The organism is Bradyrhizobium sp. 956_D2_N1_4 (genome assembly GCF_052076025.1).
Classification (GTDB): Bacteria; Pseudomonadota; Alphaproteobacteria; order Rhizobiales; family Xanthobacteraceae; genus Bradyrhizobium; species Bradyrhizobium barranii.
In genome coordinates this window covers 2,292,741-2,318,266 of sequence record NZ_CP197237.1, presented here as the reverse complement: position 1 = coordinate 2,318,266, position 25,526 = coordinate 2,292,741, and the positions used below count along the sequence as shown (strand labels likewise).

25 protein-coding genes are annotated in these 25,526 nt (G+C 64.3%); 15 read left to right on the top strand and 10 right to left on the bottom strand.

Going from position 1 to position 25,526, the window contains the following annotated elements; translation table 11 throughout:
• Positions 1 to 25 precede the first annotated feature (25 nt).
• Positions 26 to 1,408 (bottom strand): cysteine--tRNA ligase, encoded by a 1,383-nt coding sequence (gene cysS / locus AB7535_RS10410; protein WP_439036189.1) that lies wholly within the window; start codon positions 1,406 to 1,408, stop codon positions 26 to 28.
• Between the two features lie 289 nt (positions 1,409 to 1,697).
• Between cysS and AB7535_RS10405 the strand changes: the two genes are divergently transcribed.
• Both AB7535_RS10405 and AB7535_RS10400 read left to right on the top strand, forming a co-directional pair.
• Positions 1,698 to 2,003, top strand: a complete 306-nt coding sequence (locus AB7535_RS10405) for a hypothetical protein (RefSeq protein ID WP_439036188.1) — start codon at positions 1,698 to 1,700, stop codon at positions 2,001 to 2,003.
• A gap of 130 nt (positions 2,004 to 2,133) precedes the next feature.
• Positions 2,134 to 3,321, top strand: a complete 1,188-nt coding sequence (locus AB7535_RS10400; RefSeq protein WP_439036187.1) for a DUF2865 domain-containing protein — start codon at positions 2,134 to 2,136, stop codon at positions 3,319 to 3,321.
• A gap of 54 nt (positions 3,322 to 3,375) precedes the next feature.
• Here the strand turns inward: AB7535_RS10400 and AB7535_RS10395 are convergent, their stop codons facing one another.
• A complete protein-coding gene (locus tag AB7535_RS10395; protein ID WP_063983984.1) occupies positions 3,376 to 4,284 on the bottom strand; it encodes a DUF2189 domain-containing protein in 909 nt (302 codons plus the stop codon).
• Positions 4,285 to 4,829: 545 nt separating this feature from the next.
• On the opposite strand from AB7535_RS10395, the gene AB7535_RS10390 reads away from it, so the two are divergent.
• From AB7535_RS10390 to AB7535_RS10370, 5 genes are all read left to right on the top strand, one after another.
• On the top strand, positions 4,830 to 5,663 hold the full coding sequence (locus AB7535_RS10390) for a cytochrome c oxidase subunit II (RefSeq protein WP_071915136.1): 834 nt from the start codon (positions 4,830 to 4,832) through the stop codon (positions 5,661 to 5,663).
• A gap of 74 nt (positions 5,664 to 5,737) precedes the next feature.
• On the top strand, positions 5,738 to 7,516 hold the full coding sequence (locus tag AB7535_RS10385) for a cbb3-type cytochrome c oxidase subunit I (RefSeq protein WP_166094331.1): 1,779 nt from the start codon (positions 5,738 to 5,740) through the stop codon (positions 7,514 to 7,516).
• Positions 7,513 to 8,217, top strand: coding sequence for a cytochrome c oxidase subunit 3 (locus AB7535_RS10380; protein ID WP_085404835.1), 705 nt, complete (start codon positions 7,513 to 7,515; stop codon positions 8,215 to 8,217). Before AB7535_RS10385 ends, AB7535_RS10380 begins: the two co-directional genes overlap by 4 nt.
• A gap of 14 nt (positions 8,218 to 8,231) precedes the next feature.
• Positions 8,232 to 8,954: a heme-copper oxidase subunit III family protein gene (locus AB7535_RS10375; RefSeq protein ID WP_439036186.1), complete on the top strand. Its 723-nt coding sequence runs from the start codon at positions 8,232 to 8,234 to the stop codon at positions 8,952 to 8,954.
• 9 nt (positions 8,955 to 8,963) lie between these two features.
• Positions 8,964 to 9,356, top strand: coding sequence for a cytochrome C oxidase subunit IV family protein (locus AB7535_RS10370; RefSeq protein ID WP_085404837.1), 393 nt, complete (start codon positions 8,964 to 8,966; stop codon positions 9,354 to 9,356).
• Between the two features lie 163 nt (positions 9,357 to 9,519).
• On the opposite strand, the gene AB7535_RS10365 is transcribed toward AB7535_RS10370, so the two are convergent.
• Genes AB7535_RS10365 through AB7535_RS10355 form a run of 3 tightly spaced genes read right to left on the bottom strand, consistent with a single transcriptional unit; the run spans position 9,520 to position 13,041 of the window.
• Positions 9,520 to 11,277 carry an NAD+ synthase gene (locus AB7535_RS10365; RefSeq protein WP_439036185.1) on the bottom strand — a complete coding sequence of 586 codons (1,758 nt, stop codon included), beginning with the start codon at positions 11,275 to 11,277 and terminating at the stop codon, positions 9,520 to 9,522.
• 17 nt (positions 11,278 to 11,294) lie between these two features.
• Complete coding sequence (locus AB7535_RS10360) at positions 11,295 to 11,648, bottom strand: diacylglycerol kinase (protein ID WP_014496149.1); 354 nt, start codon at positions 11,646 to 11,648, stop codon at positions 11,295 to 11,297.
• 4 nt (positions 11,649 to 11,652) lie between these two features.
• Positions 11,653 to 13,041, bottom strand: a complete 1,389-nt coding sequence (locus AB7535_RS10355) for a class II 3-deoxy-7-phosphoheptulonate synthase (protein ID WP_439036184.1) — start codon at positions 13,039 to 13,041, stop codon at positions 11,653 to 11,655.
• A gap of 182 nt (positions 13,042 to 13,223) precedes the next feature.
• Here AB7535_RS10355 and AB7535_RS10350 point away from each other — a divergent pair, with 182 nt between their 5' ends.
• Positions 13,224 to 14,147, top strand: a complete 924-nt coding sequence (locus AB7535_RS10350) for an alpha/beta hydrolase family protein (RefSeq protein ID WP_439036183.1) — start codon at positions 13,224 to 13,226, stop codon at positions 14,145 to 14,147.
• On the opposite strand, the gene AB7535_RS10345 is transcribed toward AB7535_RS10350, so the two are convergent.
• Together AB7535_RS10345 and AB7535_RS10340 are read right to left on the bottom strand one after the other, a co-directional pair.
• Positions 14,122 to 15,432, bottom strand: coding sequence for an ATP-binding protein (locus tag AB7535_RS10345; RefSeq protein WP_439036182.1), 1,311 nt, complete (start codon positions 15,430 to 15,432; stop codon positions 14,122 to 14,124). The genes AB7535_RS10350 and AB7535_RS10345 overlap by 26 nt on opposite strands.
• Complete coding sequence (locus AB7535_RS10340; protein WP_439037327.1) at positions 15,429 to 16,091, bottom strand: response regulator transcription factor; 663 nt, start codon at positions 16,089 to 16,091, stop codon at positions 15,429 to 15,431. The genes AB7535_RS10345 and AB7535_RS10340 overlap by 4 nt, the downstream gene beginning before the upstream one ends.
• Before the next feature lie 227 nt (positions 16,092 to 16,318).
• On the opposite strand from AB7535_RS10340, the gene AB7535_RS10335 reads away from it, so the two are divergent.
• From AB7535_RS10335 to AB7535_RS10325, 3 genes are all read left to right on the top strand, one after another.
• Positions 16,319 to 17,068, top strand: coding sequence for a COG4705 family protein (locus AB7535_RS10335; RefSeq protein WP_247307291.1), 750 nt, complete (start codon positions 16,319 to 16,321; stop codon positions 17,066 to 17,068).
• 121 nt (positions 17,069 to 17,189) lie between these two features.
• Positions 17,190 to 17,528, top strand: a complete 339-nt coding sequence (locus AB7535_RS10330) for a hypothetical protein (RefSeq protein WP_439037326.1) — start codon at positions 17,190 to 17,192, stop codon at positions 17,526 to 17,528.
• 69 nt (positions 17,529 to 17,597) lie between these two features.
• Complete coding sequence (locus tag AB7535_RS10325) at positions 17,598 to 18,389, top strand: COG4705 family protein (RefSeq protein ID WP_439036181.1); 792 nt, start codon at positions 17,598 to 17,600, stop codon at positions 18,387 to 18,389.
• Positions 18,390 to 18,400: 11 nt separating this feature from the next.
• On the opposite strand, the gene AB7535_RS10320 is transcribed toward AB7535_RS10325, so the two are convergent.
• Positions 18,401 to 18,664: a hypothetical protein gene (locus AB7535_RS10320; protein ID WP_439036180.1), complete on the bottom strand. Its 264-nt coding sequence runs from the start codon at positions 18,662 to 18,664 to the stop codon at positions 18,401 to 18,403.
• Positions 18,665 to 18,851: 187 nt separating this feature from the next.
• Positions 18,852 to 20,336, bottom strand: a complete 1,485-nt coding sequence (locus AB7535_RS10315) for an aldehyde dehydrogenase family protein (RefSeq protein WP_071917543.1) — start codon at positions 20,334 to 20,336, stop codon at positions 18,852 to 18,854.
• 112 nt (positions 20,337 to 20,448) lie between these two features.
• Between AB7535_RS10315 and AB7535_RS10310 the strand changes: the two genes are divergently transcribed.
• Positions 20,449 to 21,531 carry a substrate-binding domain-containing protein gene (locus tag AB7535_RS10310; protein WP_439036179.1) on the top strand — a complete coding sequence of 361 codons (1,083 nt, stop codon included), beginning with the start codon at positions 20,449 to 20,451 and terminating at the stop codon, positions 21,529 to 21,531.
• Between the two features lie 126 nt (positions 21,532 to 21,657).
• On the opposite strand, the gene AB7535_RS10305 is transcribed toward AB7535_RS10310, so the two are convergent.
• A complete protein-coding gene (locus tag AB7535_RS10305) occupies positions 21,658 to 22,449 on the bottom strand; it encodes a response regulator transcription factor (RefSeq protein ID WP_155795275.1) in 792 nt (263 codons plus the stop codon).
• Positions 22,450 to 22,866: 417 nt separating this feature from the next.
• On the opposite strand from AB7535_RS10305, the gene AB7535_RS10300 reads away from it, so the two are divergent.
• Genes AB7535_RS10300 through AB7535_RS10290 form a run of 3 tightly spaced genes read left to right on the top strand, consistent with a single transcriptional unit; the run spans position 22,867 to position 25,519 of the window.
• Positions 22,867 to 24,099 (top strand): acyl-CoA dehydrogenase family protein, encoded by a 1,233-nt coding sequence (locus tag AB7535_RS10300; RefSeq protein WP_439036178.1) that lies wholly within the window; start codon positions 22,867 to 22,869, stop codon positions 24,097 to 24,099.
• Between the two features lie 28 nt (positions 24,100 to 24,127).
• Positions 24,128 to 24,676, top strand: coding sequence for an NAD(P)H-dependent oxidoreductase (locus AB7535_RS10295; RefSeq protein ID WP_354176906.1), 549 nt, complete (start codon positions 24,128 to 24,130; stop codon positions 24,674 to 24,676).
• A gap of 42 nt (positions 24,677 to 24,718) precedes the next feature.
• Positions 24,719 to 25,519 (top strand): alpha/beta fold hydrolase, encoded by an 801-nt coding sequence (locus tag AB7535_RS10290; RefSeq protein WP_439034568.1) that lies wholly within the window; start codon positions 24,719 to 24,721, stop codon positions 25,517 to 25,519.
• The last annotated feature ends 7 nt before the right edge of the window (positions 25,520 to 25,526 follow it).

Sequence of the window (25,526 nt, the reverse complement as noted above, 5' to 3'; positions counted from 1 at the left end):
CGCGGAAAAGGCGTGTCGGGCCGCTTCATCGCGCGACCTCCCACGTCGTCCCGTCCTTGGAGTCCTTGATCGCAACGCCCATCGCGGCAAGCAGATCGCGAATACGGTCGGACTCTTTGAAGTCCTTGCGGCTACGGGCGGCCGTCCGCTCCGAGATCAGGCGCTCGACTTCCCTGGCATCGACCCCGCTGGCCTGCTGCTTGCGCCCTTCCCACTGCGCAGCGCTTTCGGAGAGGAAGCCGAGCAGGCGCAACGAGCCCGCCAGCGCGCTCACGTCGATGCCACGCAGGCCGTGCAGCGCCGCGATCGCCAGCGGCGTGTTGAGGTCATCGAGCAGCGGCTCGACCACGGACGCGGCCGGCTGGCCGGGCTCGGCGTCGGCCGCGACCCGATACCAGTCGTCGAGCGTCCTGGCGCTCTCCTCCAGCGACTTCAGGGTCCAGTCGATCGGCGAGCGGTAATGCGTCTTCAGCATGTTCAAGCGCAGCACCTCGCCCGGCCAGTCGGCGAGGAGCTCGTGGATGGTGACGAAGTTGCCGAGCGACTTCGACATCTTCTCACTCTCGACCTGGAGGAAGCCGTTGTGCATCCAGTAGTTCGCCATACGCTGCTGATGAAAGGCGCAGCAGGTTTGCGCGACCTCGTTCTCGTGATGCGGAAACACGAGGTCGATACCGCCGCCGTGGATGTCGAAATACTCGCCGAGATGCTTCCAGGCCATGGCCGAGCACTCGATGTGCCAGCCCGGGCGTCCCTGCGCGGTGATCCCGGCCGGCGACGGCCATGCCGGCTCACCCGGCTTGGACGGCTTCCACAGCACGAAGTCGGTGTTGTCCTTCTTGTAGGGCGCGACATCGACGCGAGCGCCGGCGATCATCTCGTCCAGCGAGCGATTGGACAGCGCGCCATAGCGCGGCAGGCCGGAATTGGCCGCGTTCATCGCCTGCGGCGAGAACAGCACGTGATCCTCGGCTGCATAGGCAAAGCCGCCCTTGATGAGCCTTTCGATGATCTCGCGCATCTCGCCGATATGCTCGGTCGCGCGCGGCTCGACGCTCGGCCGAAGCGCCCCGAGCGCGTCGACGTCGGCGTGAAACTGCGTGCCGGTCTGCTCGGTGACCTTGCGGATCGCCTCGTTGAGCGGGAGCCCTGGAAAATCGCGCGCGGCGCGGTCGTTGATCTTGTCGTCGACGTCGGTGATGTTGCGGACATACGTCACGTGCGCCTCGCCATAGAGATGGCGCAGCAGCCGAAACAGCACGTCGAACACGATCACCGGCCGCGCATTGCCGATATGGGCGAAGTCGTAGACGGTCGGTCCGCAGACATACATGCGGACGTTCTTCGCATCGAGCGGCACGAAGGTGCGCTTGTCCCGGCTCAGCGTATCGTAAAGGCGCAATTCCATATGGATACCCGTCGGCTGTTGGCCGGGCGTCCGAGGCTCTCAATGTTTTTGAGAAAAGACGGCTCCAGCCAGCGAATCGCTAGCTCGTAATCTCGCGGCAAATGCCACAAATGGCGAGGAGACCGTACATGTGGCCACATATGGGCTATCAGGCGCCCCCGCGTCAAGAGAGCCGCGAAAACGCCGTTTTATCTCCGCAAAGCGCGGCCGCCCCGCCTTGATGGTTCATCATCCTTAACCTTTTGAGTTTACTTGGAACCCGGCGGTTCCCTAAAGCCCCGGTGCACCCATGCGATCCCTGCTCGCGCTCGTCTCTTGTGCCTCCATCATCGCGGCATCCAGCGCGTTCGCCGAGACCCGCGTCTTCATCATCGCCAACCAGGCGGATGGCTACGGTGTCGACCAGTGCCTCGCCAAGGGTGAGAAATGCGGCGCACAGGTCGCGCGCACCTATTGCCAGTCACGCGATTTTGCCCTGGCCTCGGCCTACCGCCGGGTCGATCCCGACGAAATTACCGGCTCTGTCCCCAAAACTGGCGCAAACTGCTCCCATGGCCATTGCGACGAATATGTCGCAATCACCTGCCAGCGCTGAATTCCCTCGGAGCTGGGGGACCTTAGGACCAGTTTTCGGCCCCTGAAACGACGTGACGATGCCGCAGGAAGCGGCTATTGGAGGGCGCGCGTCGGCCCCCAAAATCACGCCGGGCCGTGACCTCGCTAGAATGGCGGATATGCCTGAATTTTTGTCTCTCTCCCGTGCTCGCTCCATCCTTGCCTGCACCGTGCTTCTGAGCACGGTCGTGCTCGCCAACGGTGCTTTCGCGCAAGCCGGCCCGCCGCCTCAGCCCGGCCAGAACGGGCTTGGCCCCAATCCGATGTGCGTGCGGCTGGAAGGCCAGCTCGCCGGGCTCGATCGTGGCGGCGGCGGTGGCGACCCCGCGCGCGAAGACCAGATCCGCCGCTACCAGGATTCCCAGGCCAAGCAGCAGGCCGAGCTCGACCGGGTCACCATGCAGGCCAAGCGCATGGGCTGCGATTCCTCCGGCTTCTTCTCGCTGTTCAACGGCCAGTCGGCGCAATGCGGTCCGGTTAACACCCAGATCCAGCAGATGCGCGCCAATCTGGACCAGATCACCGGCAATCTCGAACGCCTGCGCGGCGGCGGCCCCGGCGGCTTCAGCCCGGAGCGCGACAACCAGCGCCGCTCGGTGCTGGCGGCGCTGGCGCAGAACAATTGCGGCCCGCAATATGCCAACGCCGCGCAATCGCAAGGCGGCGGCAACTTCCTGAACAATCTGTTCGGCGGCGGCGGCAACAACCCCAACAATCCGCAAGGCGTGCCGCCCTCCGATCTCGGACCGCAATCTGGCACCTACCGCACCGTGTGCGTGCGCACCTGCGATGGCGCCTACTTCCCGGTCTCGTTTGCCACCGTGCCGGCGCGCTTCCCCGACGACGAGAAGACCTGCAAGGCGCTGTGCCCGGCCGCGGAAGCCGTGCTCTACACTCATCGCAATCCCGGCGAGGACATGAACTCCGCGGTCTCCACCAGCGGCCAGCCCTACACGGCGCTGCCGACCGCGTTCAAATTCCGCAGCGAGTTCAACCCGTCCTGCTCCTGCAAGGCCGCAGGCCAGACCTGGGCCGACGCGCTGAAATCCGCCGACGACAAGGCGGCGGCCGAGCAGCAGGGTGACATCATCGTCACCGAGGAGAGCGCCAAGAAGATGCAGCAGCAGCGGCTCAACAAGGGCACGCCTGCGACTGCCAAGAAGGGCGCGGCCCCCGCGCCGACGACGGCCAGCGCACCGGCTGCGGCAGCGCCTGCGGATACCGGCACGGCCACCAATTCGTCGGAGAACAAGCCGATCCGCTCGGTCGGCCCGACGTTCCTGCCGCAGCAGAAGTAGGCTCTAACCCGTCATGCCCCGCGAAGGCGGCCGCCAGGTGCGGCCGTTTCGCTGTTACTGCTTACCCTCGCGGCTCCACGGGAAGAGATTGGCCGGAAAGTCCGCTGCGTAGCGCTTTCCCTTCGGGGGCGGCGGCGGCTCGTCCGGTGGATTCGGATTCGGCTCGACCACCCGCCGATAGAGGTGCCAGGTGGCATGACCGAGCACCGGCAGGACGACAGCGAGACCGACGAAGAACGGCAGCGAGCCGATCACGAGCAGCGCCGCGACGATGAGGCCCCATCCGGCCATCGCAACCGGATTCGCGGCCACCGCTCGGAGCGACGTGCGGATCGCGTCGATCGCAGTCGCATGCCGGTCGAGCATCAACGGAAACGACACGACGCTGACGCACAGGGCCACAACCGCAAACAGGAAGCCACAACCGCAACCGACGATGACGAGCGACCAGCCCTCCGGCGTCGTCAGCACGCGCGTTGCGAAGTCGGGAATGCTTGCGGCCGCCGCGTGACCGAAGATCGTGACATAGATTGCGTTCGCGACACCGATCCAGGCCCCGAACAGGACCAGCAGGAGCACGCCGAGCTCGACCATGGCGCCGAACGACGGTGCGCGCAGCACCTTGATCGCATCCCATGCATCGACCTCCTCGCCGCGCTCGCGACGCCGGCTGAGTTCATAGAGACCGATCGCGGCAAAAGGGCCGATCAAGGCAAAGCCGGCAGCCAGCGGAAACAGGAGCGGCAGCACCGAATAGCCGAGAACCATCCTGAACAGGACGAGACCGAGAACGGGATAAATCACGCACACGACGATCGCGTGGCTCGGCATCGCCTGGAAATCCTCCCAACCCAGGCGTAGGGCCTCGGTCAGGTCGGACAAGCTGATCTTGCGAATGGGGTAGGAGGCCGCTTCGCCGAACAGGTGCCGCTTTATGATGTTGTCGGGATAAAGAGTGGCCATGGACACACCCTCCTCTGCTGAAAGTCGCGGCGGCAAACGGCGCGCTTTCCGGCCGCGCGTATCCGCCCTTATGTGCGGGAGACGCGATCGAGCCGAGTACGGCAGTTCCAGGCTCAACGAGGAAGGAGCTTAGCCGGACGAAACCCGTCGCGACCTGCGCCCCGAGCTTAGCGCGCGCGATCTGGAATGACCAGCGCTCCCGGCGGGGTGAATTGTGCGTCGCATATTTTGTGCGATGCATCACATCGAGAATGCGACTGACGCTCGCCAGCTCGCACGGCAACATCGATCGCCCACGCCGCGTAAGCGTGTTGACATGCTATTGACGCCGGGTTCGCGGGGGATCATTTTAAATGCCTGGACGCCCCCAGCGGTCGCGGTCTTCCTCTTGAATATCGCGACTGGTTGAATGGGCGAGGCAAGAGGCGCGGTGATGGCGCATATGTCAGCATAGATGTCCGCGTAGAGAAAGTCCGCCATCGCGACAGACGTGAGCTCCGCCCTGGATTCGTATCCGTAGCCTTCGATGGCAAGGATGGATCAGGATGGCTGTCGCACTGATACTGCTTCTGGTCGCGATCGGCTCGGTGCTGTTTCACCTCTACAGCCCGTGGTGGTGGACGCCGATCGCCACGAACTGGGCCTATATCGACCACACCATCAGCATCACGTTCTGGATCACGGGATTCGTTTTCGTCGCGGTCATCGCCTTCATGGCCTATTGCGTCTTCCGCTTTCACCACAAAGAGGGAAGACGGGCCGACTACAATCCGGAAAACAAAAAGCTCGAATGGTGGCTGAGCGTCGGGACCGGCGTCGGAGTCGCGGCCATGCTGGCGCCTGGTCTCGTGGTCTGGCACCAGTTCGTGACGGTGCCTGCGGATGCCACCGAAGTCGAGGTCATGGGCCAGCAATGGCAATGGAGCTTCCGCCTTCCAGGCAAGGATGGGCGGTTGGGCACATCCGATGTCCGCAACATCGCTTCCGACAATCCGATGGGACTCAATCGTGACGACCCGCACGCGCAGGACGACGTCGTAATCGAGAACGGCGACCTGCACCTTCAAATGGGAAAGCCGGTCAAGGTTCTCCTCCGCTCGGTTGATGTCCTGCACGATTTCTACGTGCCCGAATTCCGCGCCAAGATGGACATGGTCCCTGGCATGGTGACCTACTTCTGGATAACGCCGATCCGAACCGGAACGTTCGATGTTCTATGTGCGGAGCTCTGTGGCGCTGCTCATTATCAGATGCGGGCCAAGGTCATCGTCGACGAAGAGCGTGAATATCACGCTTGGCTTGAGCAACAAAAGACGTTTGCCGAATTGTCGCCGGCAAGAGCTGTCGTGAAGGCGACGTACCAATCCGGTGGCAAGTAGCAGGCTGCCGCTGCGAAGATCGGGTGCACGAGGCCAATGCCTCACCCCCGATGGAAACGACCGAGGAGGTTTCTATGGTCGATATTCCATATGAAGGGATCGCAGGCATCCCGCCTGCCGAAGTACCTGAAGTCGAGCTCTATCATCCAAGGAGCTGGTGGACACGGTATGTCTTCTCGCAGGACGCCAAGGTGATCGCCATTCAGTATTCGCTGACGGCCTCGGCCATCGGGCTGGTGGCCCTGGTGCTGTCGTGGCTGATGCGACTGCAACTGGGATTCCCCGGCACCTTCTCTTTCATCGATGCCAACCAGTACCTCCAGTTCATCACCATGCACGGCATGATCATGGTGATCTATCTACTCACCGCATTGTTCCTCGGCGGCTTCGGCAACTACCTGATCCCGCTGATGGTCGGCGCCCGGGACATGGTCTTCCCCTATGTGAACATGCTGAGCTACTGGGTCTACCTGCTCGCAGTCCTGGTGCTGGCTTCGACATTCTTCGTGCCCGGCGGCCCCACCGGCGCCGGCTGGACGCTATACCCGCCACAAGCCATCCTCTCCGGAACGCCCGGGCAGGATTGGGGCATCATTCTCATGATGTCGTCCCTGATCCTGTTCATCATCGGCTTCACCATGGGCGGGCTCAATTACGTGGTCACGGTGCTGCAGGCGCGCACCCGCGGCATGACGTTGATGCGCCTGCCCCTCACGGTGTGGGGCATTTTCACGGCGACCGTCATGGCGCTGCTGGCATTCCCTGCGCTCTTCGTTGCCTCGGTCATGCTGCTGCTCGACCGTCTCCTGGGAACCAGCTTCTTCATGCCCTCCCTCGTCGAGATGGGCACGCTTTCGAAATATGGCGGCGGCAGCCCGCTGCTCTTCCAGCACCTGTTCTGGTTCTTCGGCCACCCCGAGGTCTACATCGTCGCCCTGCCCGCCTTCGGCATCGTCTCGGATCTGATCAGCACGCATGCGCGCAAGAACATCTTCGGTTACCGCATGATGGTCTGGGCGATCGTGGGGATTGGTGCGCTCAGCTTCGTCGTGTGGGCGCACCACATGTATGTGAGCGGCATGTTCCCGCAATTCGGGTACTTCTTCGCCACCACGACGCTCATCATAGCCATCCCCACCGCGATCAAGGTCTACAACTGGGTGCTGACGCTGTGGCGCGGCGACATTCATCTCAGGGTGCCGATGCTGTTCGCCCTCGGCTTCATCATCACCTTCGTGAATGGCGGCCTCACCGGCCTCTTCCTCGGCAACGTCGTCGTGGACGTGCCCCTCTCGGACACCATGTTCGTGGTCGCGCATTTCCACATGGTGATGGGCGTGGCGCCGATCATGGTCGTGCTCGGCGCGATCTATCATTGGTACCCCAAGGTCACGGGACGGATGCTGAACGACCTCCTCGGCAAGTTTCACTTCTGGGTCACCTTCCTCGGCGCCTACCTGATCTTCTTCCCCATGCACTATCTTGGACTGCTCGGGGTTCCGCGCCGGTATTTCGAACTCGGCGACACGGCGTTCATCCCGTCCTCGGCCCATACACTGAACGCCTTCATCTCCGTGGTGGCCTTGACCGTCGGCTTCAGCCAGATGGTGTTCCTGTTCAATCTTGCCTGGAGCCTGTTCAAGGGTGAGGCCTCAGGCGGCAATCCGTGGCGGGCGACGACGCTGGAGTGGCAGACGCCGGAGACGCCCCCCGGGCACGGCAACTGGGGCAAGGAGCTCCCGGTCGTGTACCGCTGGGCCTATGACTACAGTGTGCCCGGTGCTGCGGAGGACTTCATTCCGCAGAACCAGCCGCCACGCGCGACGCAGCTCGTTCAGGGAGCTGCTTCGTGAGCGCCATCATCCTGTTCCTGGCTGTGCTTGCGGTGATCGCCGGATGGTGGCTGTCGCAGCAGCGGCTGATGGCCAAGCCCTGGCTGGAGGAAGGCTCGGTCGGTGATTTCCCCGGCGGCGATAGCATGACCTGGCCGGCAGCGAAGGTCGGACTTGGCGTGTTTCTCGCTGTCGCGAGCACACTGTTCGTCCTCTTCATCAGCGCCTACTCGATGCGCATGAGCGTGGTGGACTGGCGGCCGCTGCCGGTCCCGCGGCTGCTGTGGGTCAACACGGGCGTCCTGGTCCTGAGCAGTGTCGCGCTGCAATGGTCGTACGTGGCTGCTGGGCGACACGATACCGAGAGCGTCAAGATCGGTCTGCTCGCCGGCGGAGCATCTGCCGTGATCTTCCTCGCCGGACAGCTCCTGGCCTGGCAACGGCTCGGGGCTGCCGGATATTTCATGGCATCCAATCCGGCCAATTCCTTCTTCTACCTGTTGACTGCGGTGCACGGGCTGCATCTGACGGGCGGCCTGGTGGCCCTCGGGCGAACCTCGGCCAAGGTGTGGCGCGGCACCGAGATCGCCGACATGCGCTTGAGCGTGGAGCTGTGCGCCATCTACTGGCACTTCCTGCTGTTGGTCTGGCTTGTCCTGCTCGGTCTTCTCACGGGCTGGACCGACGATTTCGTCAACATCTGCCGTCAATTGCTGAGCTAGGGAGGCGAGACCAGATGGCTGAAACCGTGCTGACACATTCGGGCCAATCGCCTGCGCGGCTTGAAGGCTGGCGCGGCATCGCCGCCGACTGGGCGTCCGATCAGCGCGCCTTCAAGAACGTGTCCTGGGGCAAGGCCATGATGTGGATCTTCCTCCTCAGCGACACCTTCATCTTCAGTTGCTTCCTGCTCTCCTACATGACGGCGCGCATGTCCACGACCGTGCCGTGGCCGAATCCCAGCGAAGTCTTCGCCCTCAATATCGGGGGCAACCACATCCCGCTGATCCTGATCGCCATCATGACCTTCGTCCTGATCAGCAGCAGCGGAACAATGGCGATGGCCGTCAATTTCGGCTACCGCCGCGATCGCGTGAGAACCGCAATCCTGATGCTAGTCACGGCGGCCTTCGGCGCAACCTTCGTCGGAATGCAGGCGTTCGAATGGACCAAGCTGATCGTGGAGGGCGTTCGACCCTGGGGCAATCCATGGGGCGCGGCGCAGTTTGGCTCAAGCTTTTTCATGATCACGGGTTTCCACGGCACCCACGTGACGATCGGCGTGATCTTCCTGATCGCGATCGCGCGAAAGGTCTGGCGTGGAGACTTCGACGTCGAGAGGCGCGGCTTCTTCACAAGCCGCAAGGGCTATTACGAGATCGTCGAGATCATGGGCCTGTACTGGCACTTCGTCGATCTCGTGTGGGTGTTCATCTTTGCATTGTTCTATCTTTGGTGAGGTCGGCGCATGACAAACGCGGCGGTACACATGGAAGGCCAGCTCCACGCTCCGGCGCACGGCGCAGTCGCAACAGCAGCCGTGCACGCCAAAGGGCAACAGCACCCGATCAAGCTCTACCTCGTGGTCTGGGGCTGGTTGTTCGTCCTCAGCACATGCTCCTACCTTGTCGACTACTTTGGCCTACACGGCTACCTCAGGTGGTCGCTGATCCTGCTGTTCATGGTGTTGAAGGCCGGCCTGATCGTCGCCGTCTTCATGCACATGGCCTGGGAGCGGCTGGCCCTCACCTATGCCATCCTGCTGCCGCCGATCGCGGTAATGGTGTTTGTGACCATCATGGTGCTCGAATCCGAATACACCCACTTGCTTCGGGTGATGTTTTTCGCAACCCCGTCGTAGCGGCAAGCTGATTTGCACTGTCATGCCCCGGGAAGGCGGGGCATCCAGTAACCCGTGTCAGCAGTCGGTTCCTACAATGCCCGCCACGGAGTACTGGATCATCCGCCTTCGCGGATGATGACAGGGGTGGGGCCCCATCGCCTGACCCGCCGCGCGGCTCGCATCAGCCCTCGAACGCGTCGATCGACGCCTTGCTGCCGCGCGAGACCAGCGTCTCGTCCGCCGCAGGCGACGGCTCGCCCTTGTCGCGAAAGCGGTTGGTGATGGGATAACGGCGGTCGCGGCCGAAATTCCTGGCCGTCACCTTCACGCCCGGTGCGGCCTGGCGGCGCTTGTATTCGGCGACGTTGAGCAGATGATCGATGCGGGTGACCGTCTCGCGGTCGAAGCCGGCGGCGATGATCTTGTCGAGCGGCTCCTCGCGCTCGATCAGACGCTCCAGGATGGCATCGAGCACGTCGTAAGGCGGCAGCGAGTCCTGGTCGGTCTGGTTCTCGCGCAGCTCCGCCGTCGGCGGACGCGTGATGATATCGGGCGGAATGACCTCGCCCGCGGGCCCGAGCGCGCCGTCGGGCTTCCAGTGGTTGCGCAGCGCGGCCAGCCGAAACACCTGCGTCTTGTAGATGTCCTTGATCGGATTGAAGCCGCCGTTCATGTCGCCATAGAGCGTGGCGTAGCCGACCGACATTTCCGACTTGTTGCCGGTCGTCACCACCATCAGCCCGGTCTTGTTGGAGATCGCCATCAGCAGCGTGCCGCGGGTGCGGGCCTGCAGGTTTTCCTCGGTGATATCGGGCGGCAGATTCTTGAAGATGCCGGACAGGATGGTCTCGAAGCCGGTCACGGCTTCAGCGATCGGCAGCACCTCGTAGCGGATTCCGAGATGCCCGGCGAGCTCGCCCGCATCCGCGATCGAGCTCGCCGCGGTGTAGCGGTAAGGCAGCATCACGCCATGCACCTGGTCGGCACCGAGCGCATCGACCGCGATCGCCGCGCAGAGAGCGGAGTCGATGCCGCCGGAAATGCCGAGCAGCACGCCGGGAAAGCCGTTCTTGGCGACATAGTCGCGCAAGCCCAGCACGCAGGCGGCGTAGTCGGCGTGGTCGCCCTCGGGCTGCGCGGCAATCGGCCCGGCGCAGCGCCAATCCTCGCCGTTCCTGGTGAAGCGCAATGTGGTGACGCTCTCTTCGAACGCCGGCAATTGCGCCGCGAGCGAGAGATCGCCGTTGAGCGCGAAGGAACCGCCGTCGAACACCAGCTCGTCCTGGCCGCAAACCTGGTTGAGATAGACCAGCGGCAGACCGCTCTCGGTGACACGCGCCACGGCGACAGAGAGGCGCACGTCGCTCTTGTCGCGGGCATAGGGCGAGCCGTTCGGCACCAGGATGATCTCGGCGCCGGTCTCGGCCAGCGTCTCGACCACGTTCTCGTAATCCTCGGACTCCTCCAGCCAGATGTCCTCGCAGATCGGCACGCCGATGCGCACGCCGCGTACGGTCACGGGACCTGCGGCAGGGCCGCGCGAAAACAGCCGCTTCTCGTCGAACACGCCGTAATTCGGCAGATTGCACTTGAAACGCAAGGCTGCGATTTTTCCGCCATCGAGCAGCGCGCAGGCATTATGGAGCCTGCCGTCCTCGACCCAGGGCGTGCCGACCAGCATCGCCGGGCCGCCATCGGCGGTCTCGCGCGCGAGCGCCTCGATCGCGGCGCGGCAGGCGTCCTGAAACGCCGGCTTCTGCACCAGATCTTCCGGCGGGTAGCCCGCGATGAACAATTCCGGAAACAGCACGAGATCGGCGCCGTCGGACCTGGCTTGCGCGCGCGCGGCACGCACTTTCGCGGCATTGCCCTCGATGTCGCCCATGGTCGGATTGAGCTGGGCGAGCGTGACCGCGAATACGTTGAGACGTTCGGTCATGGCCGCCGCACTCCGCTTCAGAGGAACCCCAATCGCTCGACGATGGCGATGATCCAGAACGCGCCGGCCATCAGCAGCGCAACGCCGACCGCGGCCGAGCCCATGTCCTTGACCCGGCCGATCTGCTTGTCGTGATCCATGGTCAGGCGGTCGGCAAGCTTCTCGATCGCGGTGTTGAGCAGCTCGACCGTCAGCACGAACGCAACCGAACAGACCAGCTCGACCGCCCGCAGCGCCGTCGCGGCGACGAACCATGCCAGCGGCACCGACAGGATGAGCGCAAAAATCTCCTCGCGAACGGCCTGCTCCGACCGGAACGCGAAGGCCAGACCGTTGCGTGAATTGATCGTCGCCTTCCAGATCCGCAGCAAGGTGTTAGAGCCCCGCGGCGACCGGCATCGGCCTGGCCTTGCCGGCGCGTTCCTGCTTGAGGAGCTCCGCGATCAGGAAAGCCATGTCGATCGATTGCTCGGCATTGAGGCGGGGATCGCAGACCGTGTGGTAGCGGTCGTTGAGATCCTCGTCGGTGATCGCACGGGCGCCGCCGATACACTCGGTGACGTCCTGGCCGGTCATCTCCAGATGCACGCCGCCGGCGTGCGTGCCTTCCGCCGCGTGGATGGTGAAGAACGACTTCACCTCCGACAGGACGCGGTCGAACGGGCGCGTCTTGTAGCCTGACGTCGAGGTGATGGTGTTGCCGTGCATGGGATCGCACGACCAGACCACAACCCTGCCCTCGCGCTTCACGGCGCGGATCAGTCCCGGCAGATGGTCGGCGACCTTGTCGGAGCCGAACCGGTTGATCAGCGTCAGCCGGCCCGGCTCGTTGTCGGGGTTGAGCACGTCGATCAACTTCAGCAGCTCGTCGGGCTTGAGCGACGGGCCGCACTTCAGGCCGATCGGGTTCTTGATGCCGCGGAAATATTCGATATGGCCGTGATCGAGCTGACGGGTGCGGTCGCCGATCCAGATCATGTGGCCCGAGGTCGCGTACCAGTCGCCGGTGGTGGAATCGACGCGGGTCATGGCCTGCTCGTAGCCGAGCAGCAGTGCCTCATGGCTGGTGTAGAAATCGGTCGCGCGCAGCTCCGGATGGCTCTCGAGGTCGAGGCCGCAGGCCTGCATGAAGTTGAGTGCGTCGGAGATACGGTCAGCCAGCTCCTTGTAGCGGCGGGACTGCGGCGAGTCCTTCAGGAAGCCGAGCATCCATTGATGCACGCTGCCGAGATTGGCAAAGCCGCCGGTCGCGAACGCCCGCAGCAGGTTCAGCGTCGCAGCCGACTGGCGATAAGCCATCAGCTGGCGCTGCGGGTCCGGCACGCGCGCTTCCTTGGTGAAGGCGATGTCGTTGACGATGTCGCCGCGATAGCTCGGCAGCTCGACGCCGTTCATCTTCTCGGTCGGCGACGACCGCGGTTTTGCGAACTGGCCGGCAATGCGGCCAACCTTCACCACCGGCACCGCGCCGGCATAGGTCAGCACCACCGCCATCTGGAGCAGCACGCGGAAGAAATCGCGGATGTTGTTGGCGCCGTGCTCGGCAAAGCTCTCGGCGCAGTCGCCGCCCTGGAGCAGGAAGGCCTCGCCGGCCGCAACGCGGGCCAGCGACTTCTTCAGATTGCGCGCCTCGCCCGCGAACACCAGCGGCGGAAAGGTCGCAAGCTGCGCCTCGACGTCGGCCAGGGCCTTGGCGTCGGGATAATCGGGCACCTGTAGCACCGGCTTGCTGCGCCAGGACTCGGGCGTCCACCGCTCGGACATCGCAATCTCTCCGTGAAGTAAAAAAGCACAACCTGATCTGTGGGTTGCGAGGGCCGCCTTATACACAGCCCGGTCCCCGGCCGCCAGTTGTAAATCCATTTCGCACTGCAAACCCTTGCGGGGAAAGCCGAATTCGCATTTGCTGAGGGCTGGCAAGGAAACTGGCAGGACATCGGCTGCCCATGGACGCGGCGCGCGACGACGTTTTCATCGACGAGATCACCTTCCCAGCAACGGACGGGTATCCGCTGGCAGGCACCCTGTTCCTGCCGCGCGGCACCAAACGCCATGCCGTGCTGATCAACTCCGCCACCGCCGTCCCGCGAAAGATCTATCGCGGCTTTGCCTCCTACCTCGCCCATCGCGGCTGCGCGGTCCTGACCTACGATTATCGCGGCATCGGCGATTCCCGGCAGCCGGCGATGGTCGGCTACAACCAGCCGAAATCGCTGGTCGGATTCAAGGCCTCGATGTCGGACTGGGCCGCGCAGGACGTCACCGCCGCGGTGCGCTGGATGCGCGAGCGCTACACCACCCTGCCGCTCGCCTATGTCGGCCACTCCTTCGGCGGCCAGGCGCTGGGGCTGATCGACAACAACAGCGATATTTCACGCGCCGCCTTCGTGGCCTCGCAGGCCGCGACCTGGCGGCTGATGGCGTCGCCGGAAAAATATCGCGTCTACACCTTCATGAATTTCGTCGGCGTGCCGCTCGTCCACGCGCTCGGCTACGCGCCGGGCTGGGCCGGCATCGGCGAGGATCTGCCCAAGGGCGTCTTCCTGCAATGGGCCGACTGGGTCTCCAGCCCGCGCTATCTGTTCGACTCCAAATTACCGGCGCTGGAGAACTTCGCAAAGTTCAAGGGCGAGCTGCGCGCGCTCTGCTTCTCCGACGATCCCTGGGCGACGCGGCCCGCGGTCGAGCTGCTCGCGAGCGGCTTCTCCGCGATCAAGCCGGAGGTGCTGACGGTGAAGCCGTCCGACGTCGGCGCCAAGGCGATCGGCCATTTCGGCTTCTTCCGCCCCGAGCACCGCGACACGCTGTGGCGCGGCGTGGCGGAATGGATCCAGGGGAGTGAGACTACGGGGCCGCCGCGGGCAGTTTGATGACGATCCGCAATCCGCTTCGTTCGCCCTCCGTGATGTTCGCAGCGTCGATCGATCCCCCAAGTCGATCGACAATCCGCTTGACGATCGAGAGGCCTAGACCGACGCCCTCGCCTTCCGGCCGCTGCCCACGGAAGAACGGCTCGAATATCCGGCCGATCTCTTCGGGGGACACGCCCGGCCCATTGTCCTCGATCCGAAGCACAGCCATGGCACAGTCCCGGTAAATCGCCACATCGATCCTGCCGCCCGCCGGCGTGAAACGGAGCGCGTTATCGAGAAGATTGCGGATCATGGCTGCGAGCATGACCGGCTCGCCGCACACCGGAGCTGACTCGGCCCGTTCGAAACCAAGATCGACGCCGCGGCTGATCGCCTCCCGCAAGAGATCGGCGATGACGCTCTTCGCCGCGAGGTCGAGCTCCACAACCTCCCATTGCCCGCAATCGGTGGACTCAGCGTCGTGTCGTGCCAGCGCAAGCAACTGCTCCAGAAGATGCTTGCTGCGACTCATGCCCTGCCGAAGCGCTGCAAGGCGCTCGCGCGCGGCCGGTGGCAATTCGACGTGATCGAGATTCTCAGCCTGTACGCTCAACGCCGTAAGCGGTGTGCGCAGTTCGTGCGCGGCGTCCGCAATAAACCTTCGCTGCTGCCCTATCATCTCGTGCATGCGCTGCAACAGGCCGTTGATGGAAGACACGAACGGATTCAGTTCGCTTGGGAGGTCGCGAAGCGGCAAGGCCGTCATGTCATCCGCACGCCGTGCGTTGAGTTCGTCCGCCAACCGGACCATGGGTCGAAGCGATCCGGCAATGACCAAGGCGATCACCAGCATCAGGCAAGGGATCAGCGCGGCGATTGGAAGCACGGTGCGGAGCGCCATGTCACTTGCGATCTCATCCCTGACCCCCGTGCTCTGGGCCACGGCAAACCGGCTGCCGTCGGATCGCGTCTTCAGCACCACCCGGACCGGCTTTCCCTGTCGCGTTGCATCGCGCATCCCATCCTGAAGCCGCCACAACTGGCGCTCCTCGGGTGTGCCTTGCGGCGCCCTGCCCAGCTCCATCAGCCAGACTTCGGAGTTTTCATCGACCCCATGGAGGTCCTGAGCTCCGGTGAAGCCACCGCTCTGAACGAGGCCCGCGATCTGGATCAGCACGGAGTCCTGCGTCTCGATCGCCTCATCGAATGCCCACCGGTGTGCGAAGACGCCTCCGACGAGGCCGGTTACCAGCACGATCGTCGTCAAGCTGATGAACAGCCGGCCGCGCAGCGAGTTGATCATGTCGCGCGATCCACCATCCACCCCATCCCGCGCACGTTGCGGATCGCCTCCGTGCCGAGCTTCTTTCGGATGGTGTGGATCAGGAATTCGACCGCGTTGCTTTCGACCTCCTCGTTCCAGCCGTAAAGCTGCCGCTCGAGTTCGCTCCGCGACAGGATGGTGCCGGGGCGCGTCAACAAAGCTTGGAGCAGCGCGAACTCGCGCGCGGTCAGGAGGGCCGTTTGGCCACACAGCGACGCCTCGCGGGTCGCAGGATCGAGACTGAGCCTGCCGTTGCCAAGTACGGCGGGCGCACCGCTGCCTTCGCGGCGGAGCACCGCCCGCATCCGTGCCAGCAATTCACGTATCTCGAACGGCTTGACCAGATAATCGTCGGCGCCGAGATCGAGGCCTTCGATCCTGTGATCGACGCCATCCCGTGCGGTGACGATAATGACCGGGCACCTGCAGCCGTTGGCGCGCAACTGCCGCAGGATATCCCGACCGTCCGCGTTCGGCAGTCCGAGATCGAGCAGCAGCACCTCGTAAGACTCGGCTGAGGCGGCAAGCAGCGCGGACTCGCCATCCCTCACCCAGTCGACGGCGTAGGCAGCATCCTTGAGCGCCTGTTCGACGGCGGCCCCAACCATCCTGTCGTCTTCGATCAGCAAAACCCGCAAAGCTCGATCCTCGAAACCGCCGGGCCATCCGGCCGTCAAAATCATGACCGTTCCGACTTAGCGCAGAGTTAGGGAGCGCCAGCAGGCCCAAAATGCGGCGAAGGCCGCCCCGCATTGAAAATTCTCGTCCCTAAGCCCGGCCTAAGTCGCCTGCGCGACGGTCTCGCATCGCTTCGGCTTTGGGAGATTTGGGCGTGTCGCAATATTCAGGTTTTGGCGCAGGACGGATGCTGAACAAGGTTCCGGAGGTCACGGCAATCTTCTGGGCCATCAAGATTCTCTCGACCACGGTTGGCGAGACCGGCGCCGACTATCTCGCGGTGCATGTCGGCCTCGGCGCCAGCCTGACCGCGATCTGCATGAGCGGCCTGCTGGTCGCTGCCCTGCTGCTGCAACTGAACCGCCGCGTCTACGTGCCCTGGATCTACTGGCTGACCGTCGTTCTCGTCAGCATCGTCGGCACGCAGCTCACGGATCTCCTGACCGACAAGCTCGAGATCAGCCTCTACATCAGCACCGCGGCGTTCGCTTGCGCGCTCGCCGCGACCTTCGCGGTCTGGTACGGCGTCGAGCGCACGCTGTCGATCCACAGCATCGTGACGACGCGGCGCGAGCTGTTTTATTGGACGGCAATCCTGTTCACCTTCGCGCTCGGCACGGCCGCAGGCGATCTTGCCACCGAAGCACTTGGTCTCGGTTTCCAGCTCGGCGTTGCCGCCTTCGGCATGCTGATCGCGGCGGTGATGATGGCCTATTACTTCGGCGCCAATCCCGTCCTCACCTTCTGGCTTGCCTACATTCTTACCCGTCCGCTTGGCGCCTCGCTCGGCGATCTGCTCTCGCAATCGCGCGAGTACGGCGGCATCGGACTCGGCACGATCCAGACCAGCATCGCCTTCCTGACCGTGATCGTCGGCCTCGTCGCCTGGGTGACCTTCGAGGGCGACGGCAGGCGCCGCGCCGATCCGGCGCAATAGCTTCAACCGCGAAATCCCGCTCTCTGCATGAAGCAGGAGCTCCACCAGGAGAAACCACATGATGAAACTGATTTCCGCCGTCGCCGTCTGCCTGCTGACGACCTTCACGGGCGAACCGCACATGCACGCGAGCCAGCACTTCACCTTCGTGCCGCTCGCGGAAGCCGCGACCGCAAAGCTCGGCGATCTCACGCCATTCCGGAGCATCGTGGTCGACGTCGCCGCGCTGATCGACAAGGGCGACCTCCCCGCTGCCAAGACAAGGATCAAGGACCTCGAGACCAAATGGGACGAGGCCGAAGCCGGATTGAAGCCGCGCGCGGCAGCCGATTGGCACACCGTCGACAAGGCGATCGACCGCGCGCTGGAGGCGCTGCGCGCGGGCGCGCCGGATGCGGCGAAGTGCAAACAGGCGATCGCTGATCTGATCGCGGCCATGGATACCGCCGCGAAGTCCTGACGCCTCTGCGCGCCATCATCCCGTCAGCCACGGATCCCGGTCCGCGGCTGACGCATCAACGAGGACACAATGGAAGATCAGACCAAAAGCAATGTCACCAGCGAGAGCAAGGTCCCCGAGGTCACGCTCGGTTTCTGGATCATCAAGATCGCCGCCACCACGCTCGGCGAGACCGGCGGTGACACCGTCACCATGACGCTGAACTGGGGCTATCTGGCCGGGACCTACCTGTTCCTCGCGGCCATGATCGTCCTGGTCGCGGCGCAGGTTCGCGCGCGCAAATTTCATCCGGCACTGTATTGGGCCACCATCGTCGCATCGACCACCTTCGGCACCACGATGGCTGACTTCGCCGACCGCTCGCTTGGCATCGGCTATACCGGCGGCTCGACGCTGCTACTCACTTGTCTCGTGCTGGTGCTCGGCCTCTGGTATCGCGCCGAGGGAACGATCTCGGTCAACAGCGTCAGCACACCGCGCGTTGAGGCGTTCTATTGGGGCGCGATCACCTTTTCGCAAACACTGGGTACTGCACTCGGCGACTGGATCGCGGATACCGGCGATATGGGCTATCGCGGTGGCGCATTGATCTTCGCGGCCGGACTCGCCGTTGTCGCAGCACTTTACTTCTGGACTCGCGTCTCACGCGTCACGCTGTTCTGGGCCGCCTTCATCTTGACGCGTCCGCTGGGTGCGACCGTCGGCGACTTTCTCGACAAGCCGCTCGACCACGGCGGCCTGGCGCTGAGCCGGCCGCTGGCCTCGGTCGTGATCGCAGCTGTTATGCTGGTGTGCCTGCTGCTGATCCCGCAACGCGCGGGGCAGCATCCCGGTGACGCCCCGGCGCCGGAGCAAGCCTGAATGGCCGAACGTTAGCGAATGATCGTCGTCAGAGACGAGTAGCGCCGGTTCGGCTTGGCCTCGCCCGGCGCAAACTGCGCGAAGGCCTCGCTGACGCGGACCGCCGGCGGCGTGTCGCTGGCGAAGCGGAATTCCTTCGGCCGCGGCGCGTAGAAGCTGGCGCTGTAATAGGCGTCGTCGAGACGCGCCTCGCCGACGCCGAACAATGCGTCGCAGACGAACAGGAGCGCGTAGACTCCCGCAACCGCCGCAACGATCTCCCTGAGAACAGACATGCCGATGCCCCAACCTTCTGCAGGCAGGATGCACGCCGGTTCCAAAGCGGAGGTTTAAGGCAGCAGCCTTCTTGTCCGCAGGGTTTTCCGCCACTGAGCGGAATGCAGACAATTTTATCGATGTCGAAAAGAGAGCCCGCCTGACCGGATGATCAGGCGGGCCCAGGATTGGCCGATCGGGAGGTTATCAGACGGCCAGATTCATCCAGACAGCCTTGGGCTCGGTGAAATTGTCGAGCGCGGCGGTGCCGTGCTCACGGCCGAGGCCGGAGTCGCGCTCGCCGCCCCAGGGCAGGCGCACGTCGGTGTAGCCATAGGTGTTCATCCAGACCGTGCCCGCGCGCGCCCGCTTGGCGAAGCGCTGGAGCTTGCCGATATCGCGGCTCCACACGCCGGCGGCAAGGCTGTAGGCGGTGCCGTTGGCGATCCTGAGCGCATCGGCCTCGTCCTTGAACTTGATGACGCTGACGACGGGGCCAAAAATCTCCTCCTGCGAAATACGCATCTCGTGTGCGACGCCTGCGAACACCGCGGGGCTGATGAAATAGCCGCGATCGCCGACTTTCTCGCCGCCGGTGACGAGGGTCGCGCCCTCCTTCTGGCCGATGTCGACATAGTCGAGGATCGACTTCATCTGCTTCTCGGAGATGACGGGGCCGAGCACCGTCTTGCGATCGAGCGGATCGCCGATCCTGAGCGACTTTGCGCGCGCGGCCAGCCGCTCGACGACCTCGTCATAAGCCTTCTCCTGCACAAGCACGCGGGAGCCGGCCGAGCACACCTGGCCGGCATTGAAGAAGATGCCTGAGGCCGCAGCCTTGGACGCCGCTTCGAGATCGGCATCGTCAAAGATGACGTTGGCCGACTTGCCGCCGAGCTCGAGCGAGACGCGCTTGAAGTTGCTGGCCGCGCCCTTCATGATTCCACGGCCGACGCCGGGCGAGCCGGTGAAGGTGACCTTGTCGACATCGGGGTGATTGACCAGCGCGTCGCCGACGACCCGGCCCGGACCGGTGACGACGTTGAAGACGCCCGCCGGCAGGCCCGCTTCGAGCGCGAGCTCGGCGATGCGCAGCGCCGACAGCGAGGTCAGCTCGGCCGGCTTCATCACGATGGTGCAGCCGCAGGCTAGCGCCGGCGCCAGCTTCCACATGCCGATCATCAGCGGGAAATTCCACGGCACGATCGCCGCGACCACGCCGACCGGCTCGCGCACGGTGTAGGTCAGGGCATCGTCGCGCACCGGCACGACGTCGCCGCTGATCTTGTCGGCCCAGCCGGCGTAGTAGATCAGCGTGTCGACCGCGGCCGGAAAATCCTGGCGCGTCGTCGCGGAAATCGGCTTGCCGGCATCGATCGACTCGAGCTCGATGATTTCTTCGGAGTGCTGCTTGAGCAGGTCCGCCCAGCGCAGCAGGATCTGGCCGCGCTCCGACGCCCGCATCGTGCGCCACGGGCCTTCGAAGGCGCGCCGCGCGGCTGCCACGGCGTGCTCGACATCGGCCTCGTTACCCTCGGCGACGACGGCGATGACCTGCCCGGTGGCGGGATTGAGGGATTTGAAGGTACGGCCGGAGCTGGCGGGGACGCGGCGGCCGTCGATGAGCAGATGCTGCGGCCGGGCCATGAATTCGGTGGCCGGAGAGTGCGCAAAGTCATATGCAACGGACATCATATTTCTCCTGTTCTGGTATACCAGACTAGGCGCCTATTGGCTGGAGTAAATATGATATGGTTTGCAAATGGACGTCCCATATATGAAGCGAAGTTCATAAGGAAGACCCATGCTTCAGATCGAGATCGAGGCTGTATGGCGGTTTCGCCGGGAAGGCAATCCGCGCACCGTGGTGGTCATGCTCGGCGTCCTCAACGAAATCCGGAAGACGGGCAAGATCACGAGTGCGGCCAGCGATGCGCACCTGTCCTACCGGCACGTCTGGAATCTGATCGAGCAATGGTCGGCCTTCTTCGGAACCCCTCTAGTCGAAACCCAGCGCGGCAAGGGCTCGAAGCTCACGCCGTTCGGCGAGCGGCTGGTGTGGGCCGGCGAACGCATGCAGGCCCGGCTCGGGCCACAGCTCGAAAATCTGGCGCAGGAGCTGGCGAGCGAGATCAAGCCGTTCCTCGAACAGCGCCCTTCGGTGATCCGCGTTCATGCCAGCCACGGCTTTGCCGTGGCAAAACTGCGCGAATTCCTCGATCGCGAGCCCGGCATCGGCGTCGATTTGCGCTATGTGAGCAACCAGCATTCGCTGGTCGCGCTGGCGCAAGGCGCCTGCGATCTCTCGGGCCTGCATCTGCCACACGGCGCGTTGCGCGCGCAAGGCATCAAGGCGGCGCGCGAATGGCTGGACCCGCGCGAGGATCGCATCATCAGTTTCGTCACGCGCGAGATGGGCCTGATGGTCGCGCGCGGCAATCCGCTGCGCATCGCTTCGCTTCATGACCTCACCGGACCAAAAGTCCGCTTCGTCAACCGCGACCATGATTCCGGCACGCGCCTGTTGTTCGACCAGCTGCTTGCCGCGAACGCCATCGACGAGAGCAAGATCAACGGCGCGCAGCAGATCGAATTCACCCACGCCGCCGTCGCGGCCTATGTTGCAAGCGGCATGGCGGATGCGAGTTTTGGTGTCGAGGCGGCCGCCCGCCACTTCGGCCTCGATTTCATCCGCATCCTCACCGAGGATTATTTCTTCGTCTGCAAGCGCGCCTTCCTCGATACCGGGCCGATGCAGCGCATCCTGGAGATCATGCGTAGCGCCGATTTCCGCGCCGCCGTCGCCACCCTGCCCGGCTACGTGCCGTCGGATACCGGCAACGTAACCGGCGTGAAAGCGTTTCTGGAGCTGCACGCCGTGCGATGATGCTCGGCTCGGCAACGATCTCACGTCCGGCCGCTGGGACGCGCGGTACGGGCACTATCGGCAGCGTCCGACCTTCGTCGGCTCGCTCAAGCTGATCGTCAACCACATCTGACCCGGCGCGGCACCTTATTGCCGAGCGCTCGGACTCAGCAGGCAGGCCGCAAGCTCGGTGCGGTTGTGCACGCCGAAGCGTCGGCACAGGTTCGCGACGTGCTCCTTCACGGTCTGATCGGAAATCCCCATCTCGCGGGCGATTTCCTTGTTGGTCTGGCCGCGGCAGACCCGGATGGCGACGTCCGCGGACCGTGGCGGAAGCGATGCCGAGAGCGTCGCCACCGGCGTCGCTGCCGGCTCAGGGACCCGGATTGCGGCAGGATGGGCGTCGATCGCGCCCGCATTCGTCATGTTGGTCAAAGCGAGCGAGCCGGCCCGACACAGCATCTCCATGCGCTGCCGCGACCGCATCGTGTAGGGCGCGTCCGTATCGGTCGTCGCCGTAAACAGCACGCCGACGATCTTCTGCCCGCACCACAACGGGCCGCCCATGTTGTATGCAAAGCCCCACTCGTGCAGCATCTCGAAGGACGGACTGTGCCGCCATTGCTGCGGACCGATCACCGTTTCGCCGTCGACCGCGCGGCCTTGGGTCATGATGCAGTCGAGCACGGGGTCGCGCTTCCAGAAGCCGGCCCTGTAATTGTCGAGCAGGCCTTCTGCGACGTGCCGGCTGTAGACCAGTTCCGGTTCGAGCCCGTCGAGCAAATAGAGGCCGACGGTCGGCGACCCCGTCAATTCCGTGATCGCCGAGCAGCAGGCAATGCCAAGGGCGCGCACCGAGCGGCTCTCGGCGATGGACATCAGCCGATCTGCGAGCTGGCGCTCGGGCAGACCATCCAAATGCTCCTGCTCGGCTCTCACCGCCACTCCTCGCGCGAACGCGCGGTGCCCTCGGACACACGCGCGTCATTGCCGATTATTATAGGCTTAAAATTTCTGCCTCGCCTGACCTTTGGTCAAGCGAAAAGAAGCGGCAAAACACTGCTCTCCCGGCCCAGCTTTGCGGCAGAGCAGCATGGCCCCCCCCCATGATGGGGGATTGCTGCTTTAGCCGCCTCATCTCTAGCATCCTGGCCATCGGGATCGCGTAACGACGTTCGCGCGGTTCCGACGGGGACATCTCGACACCAACGCGAGCCGTTCGTCGCGCGCACCAACAGTCTTTGGCGCGTGTGGGCGGAGTCTTGCCCGCGACCGGCGTCTGTTCCGCCCGACCCAGATCTTCGCGTCCAGCAGCGTTGCGCGAAGAACCAACAGCCCGACGTGGAGACACCGACCATGAGCCCTTCCGTGCAACTCGCCGTAAAGCCTTCCGCGACCCCGACGGTGGCCGAGTTCCATGCGCGCCTCGACGCGCTGCTACCGCTGGTCGAATCCAGGGCCGCGGAGGCTGAGACACAGGGCTATCTGACTGACGATGTGGTAGCGGCGCTGCGCAACGCCGGCATCTACACCATGCTGTTCCCGAAGGAGGTCGGCGGCGCCGAGCTTCTGCCTTACGACGCCATGACCGTGATCGAGCGGCTCGCTTACGCACACGCCTCCGCCGGCTGGTGCGCCATCGGCAACAACATGGAAGGCACGACGCTCGCCATCTACATCGAGGACGAAGGCATCAAGAAAGTCTTCGCGGGCGGCCCCGACATTACGATTGCCGGCAACGGCGTGCCGCGCGGCTTCGCCCGACCGGTCGATGGCGGTTACATGATCCGCGGTAACTGGGCCTATGGCAGCGGCATTCAGCACGCCGAGTGGGTCCATTCAGGCTGCTTCGTCACCGACGCATCCGGCAAGGACATGGTGTTCGGCCCGAACGGCCAGCCGAAGATCGTCGTCACCCACCATCCGCGCGCGACCATCAAGTTGATGGGCAATTGGGACGTGCTCGGCCTGCGCGCGACGGGAAGTTTCGACTACACTTTGAGCGAGGGCGACGAGTTGTTCGTGCCCACGCACATGACCTACGATTTTGACATTGGTGCGCCGCGCCGAGGTGGCGTGCAGGGTGCACTGGGGCTGGCAGGCTACAGCGCCTGGGCGCATTCCGCCTGGGCCGTCGGTGTCGGCCGCCGCATGCTCGACGAACTCGTCAAGGTAATCGTCCAGCGCCAGGATCCATTCGGCAAGTCGCGCGACAGCGCGAGCTTCAAGTTCCAGTTCGCGCAGGCCGAAGCTCGTTTCCGCGCAGCACGTGCGTTGGTCCACGAAACCTGGAAGGACGTCTCGGGGACTTGTGCCGGCGGTGAAAGTCCGTCGCTGGAGCAGATGACGATGATCAAGCTGTCACTGCGCCACGTCCACGACGTTCTGTCGGATGTCGCCACCTTCGCGCATCGCGCCGCGCGCGGCGCCTCACTGCACAACACGCCGATGCAGCGGTTCTATCGCGACATCCATTCGGGCACGCAGCACATCCTGATGGCCGACCAGATCGTCGAAGAGTGCGGCCGTGCGTTGCTCGGCCTCCCCGGCCCTGGTGCGCAATGGACGGTCTTCGGGGTGACGGGCTGAGCAAGCGACCAGACACGAGGGCGTCGACGTGAGGACATCCCGCATCGTTGGCTTCTGCGGCAATAGTTGGCGCCCGGCGAAGTCGCGCATGCTGGTGGAAGCCGTCACCGCCGATCTTCAGGCGCAGCATGGACTGAAGACCACCGTCCTCGACCTTGTCGATGCCGGTTGCGGCATCGCCGGCTTCACCCGGACCGCACTCGATGACAATGCGCGCGCCGTCGTCGAGGCCATCGAACAGGCCGATGGCCTCGTGATAGGATGCCCGGTGTTCCAGGGCTCTTATCCCGGATTGTTCAAGCACGTATTCGACTTGATCGAACCCAGCGTGCTGCGCAACCGCCCGGTGCTGCTGACCGCGGTCGGCGGCGGCCTGCGCCACTCGCTGGTGGTCGAGCACCAGCTCCGCCCGCTGTTCGGCTTCTTCGAAGCCTGCACCGTTTCGACGGCGATCTACACCAGCAGCGGCGAGATCGTACCAGGCGAGCCGCTCGCACCAATGACGGCCGCGCGGCTCGCCAACGCCGTCGAACAATTCGCCTCACTTCTCAGCGGTCGCCAGGAAGCCGCCGCATGACTCACCAACGCCCGGCTCTGCCGCCTTCAACCGGAGACGACCATGCTTGATACCGTCAAACCCTCGCCCGATCTCACCGGCTTCTCCCGCGCGGAACATACGATCAACGGCGTGCGGACCGTCGTTCACAGCATCGGAAGCGGCCCGGCGCTGGTGTTCCTGCACGGCACCGGCACCTTCACCGGCTTCGAGATGGCGCGCGATTGGGCGAAGCGGCACACGGTCATCATCCCCTATCATGCGGGCTTTGGCGACTCCGGCGACGCCGAGACGATCGACACCGTCGAGGATCACGTCCTTCACTACATGGATCTGTTCGACAAGCTTCGCCTTGAGCAGTTCGACCTCGCCGGGTTCTCGCTCGGCGGATGGCTTGCCGCGGAGTTCGCGATCCGTCAGCCGCATCGGGTCCGCAAGCTGGTGCTGGTTGCGCCCGCCGGTCTTGTGGTCGGAAGCGCGCCTGCGCCCGGATTGTTCGAGATCGCACCACAAGAACTGCCAGCCTATCTCGCGCACGATCCGGCCGCGGCACTCCGTTACTTTCCCAAGGCGCCAGATCCGGCCTTCGACGCCCGGCTTGGACGCGAGGTCACGGGCTTTGCCAAGCTGATCCGCAGCGAACCGCAGGGCAATCCCAAGCTCGCGCACTGGCTGCATCGGATCACGATGCCGACGCTGGTGCTGTGGGGGGCCGCAGATCGCTTGCGCCCGACCGCCCAGGCAGATGCCTGGAAAGCAGGGCTCCCCGACGCACGCGTGACGCTGGTGCCGGCGACCGGTCATCTCGTGTTCGAGGAAACGCCGTCTTCCGCACACTACGTCACCGATTTTCTCGCCGATTGATCCGCAC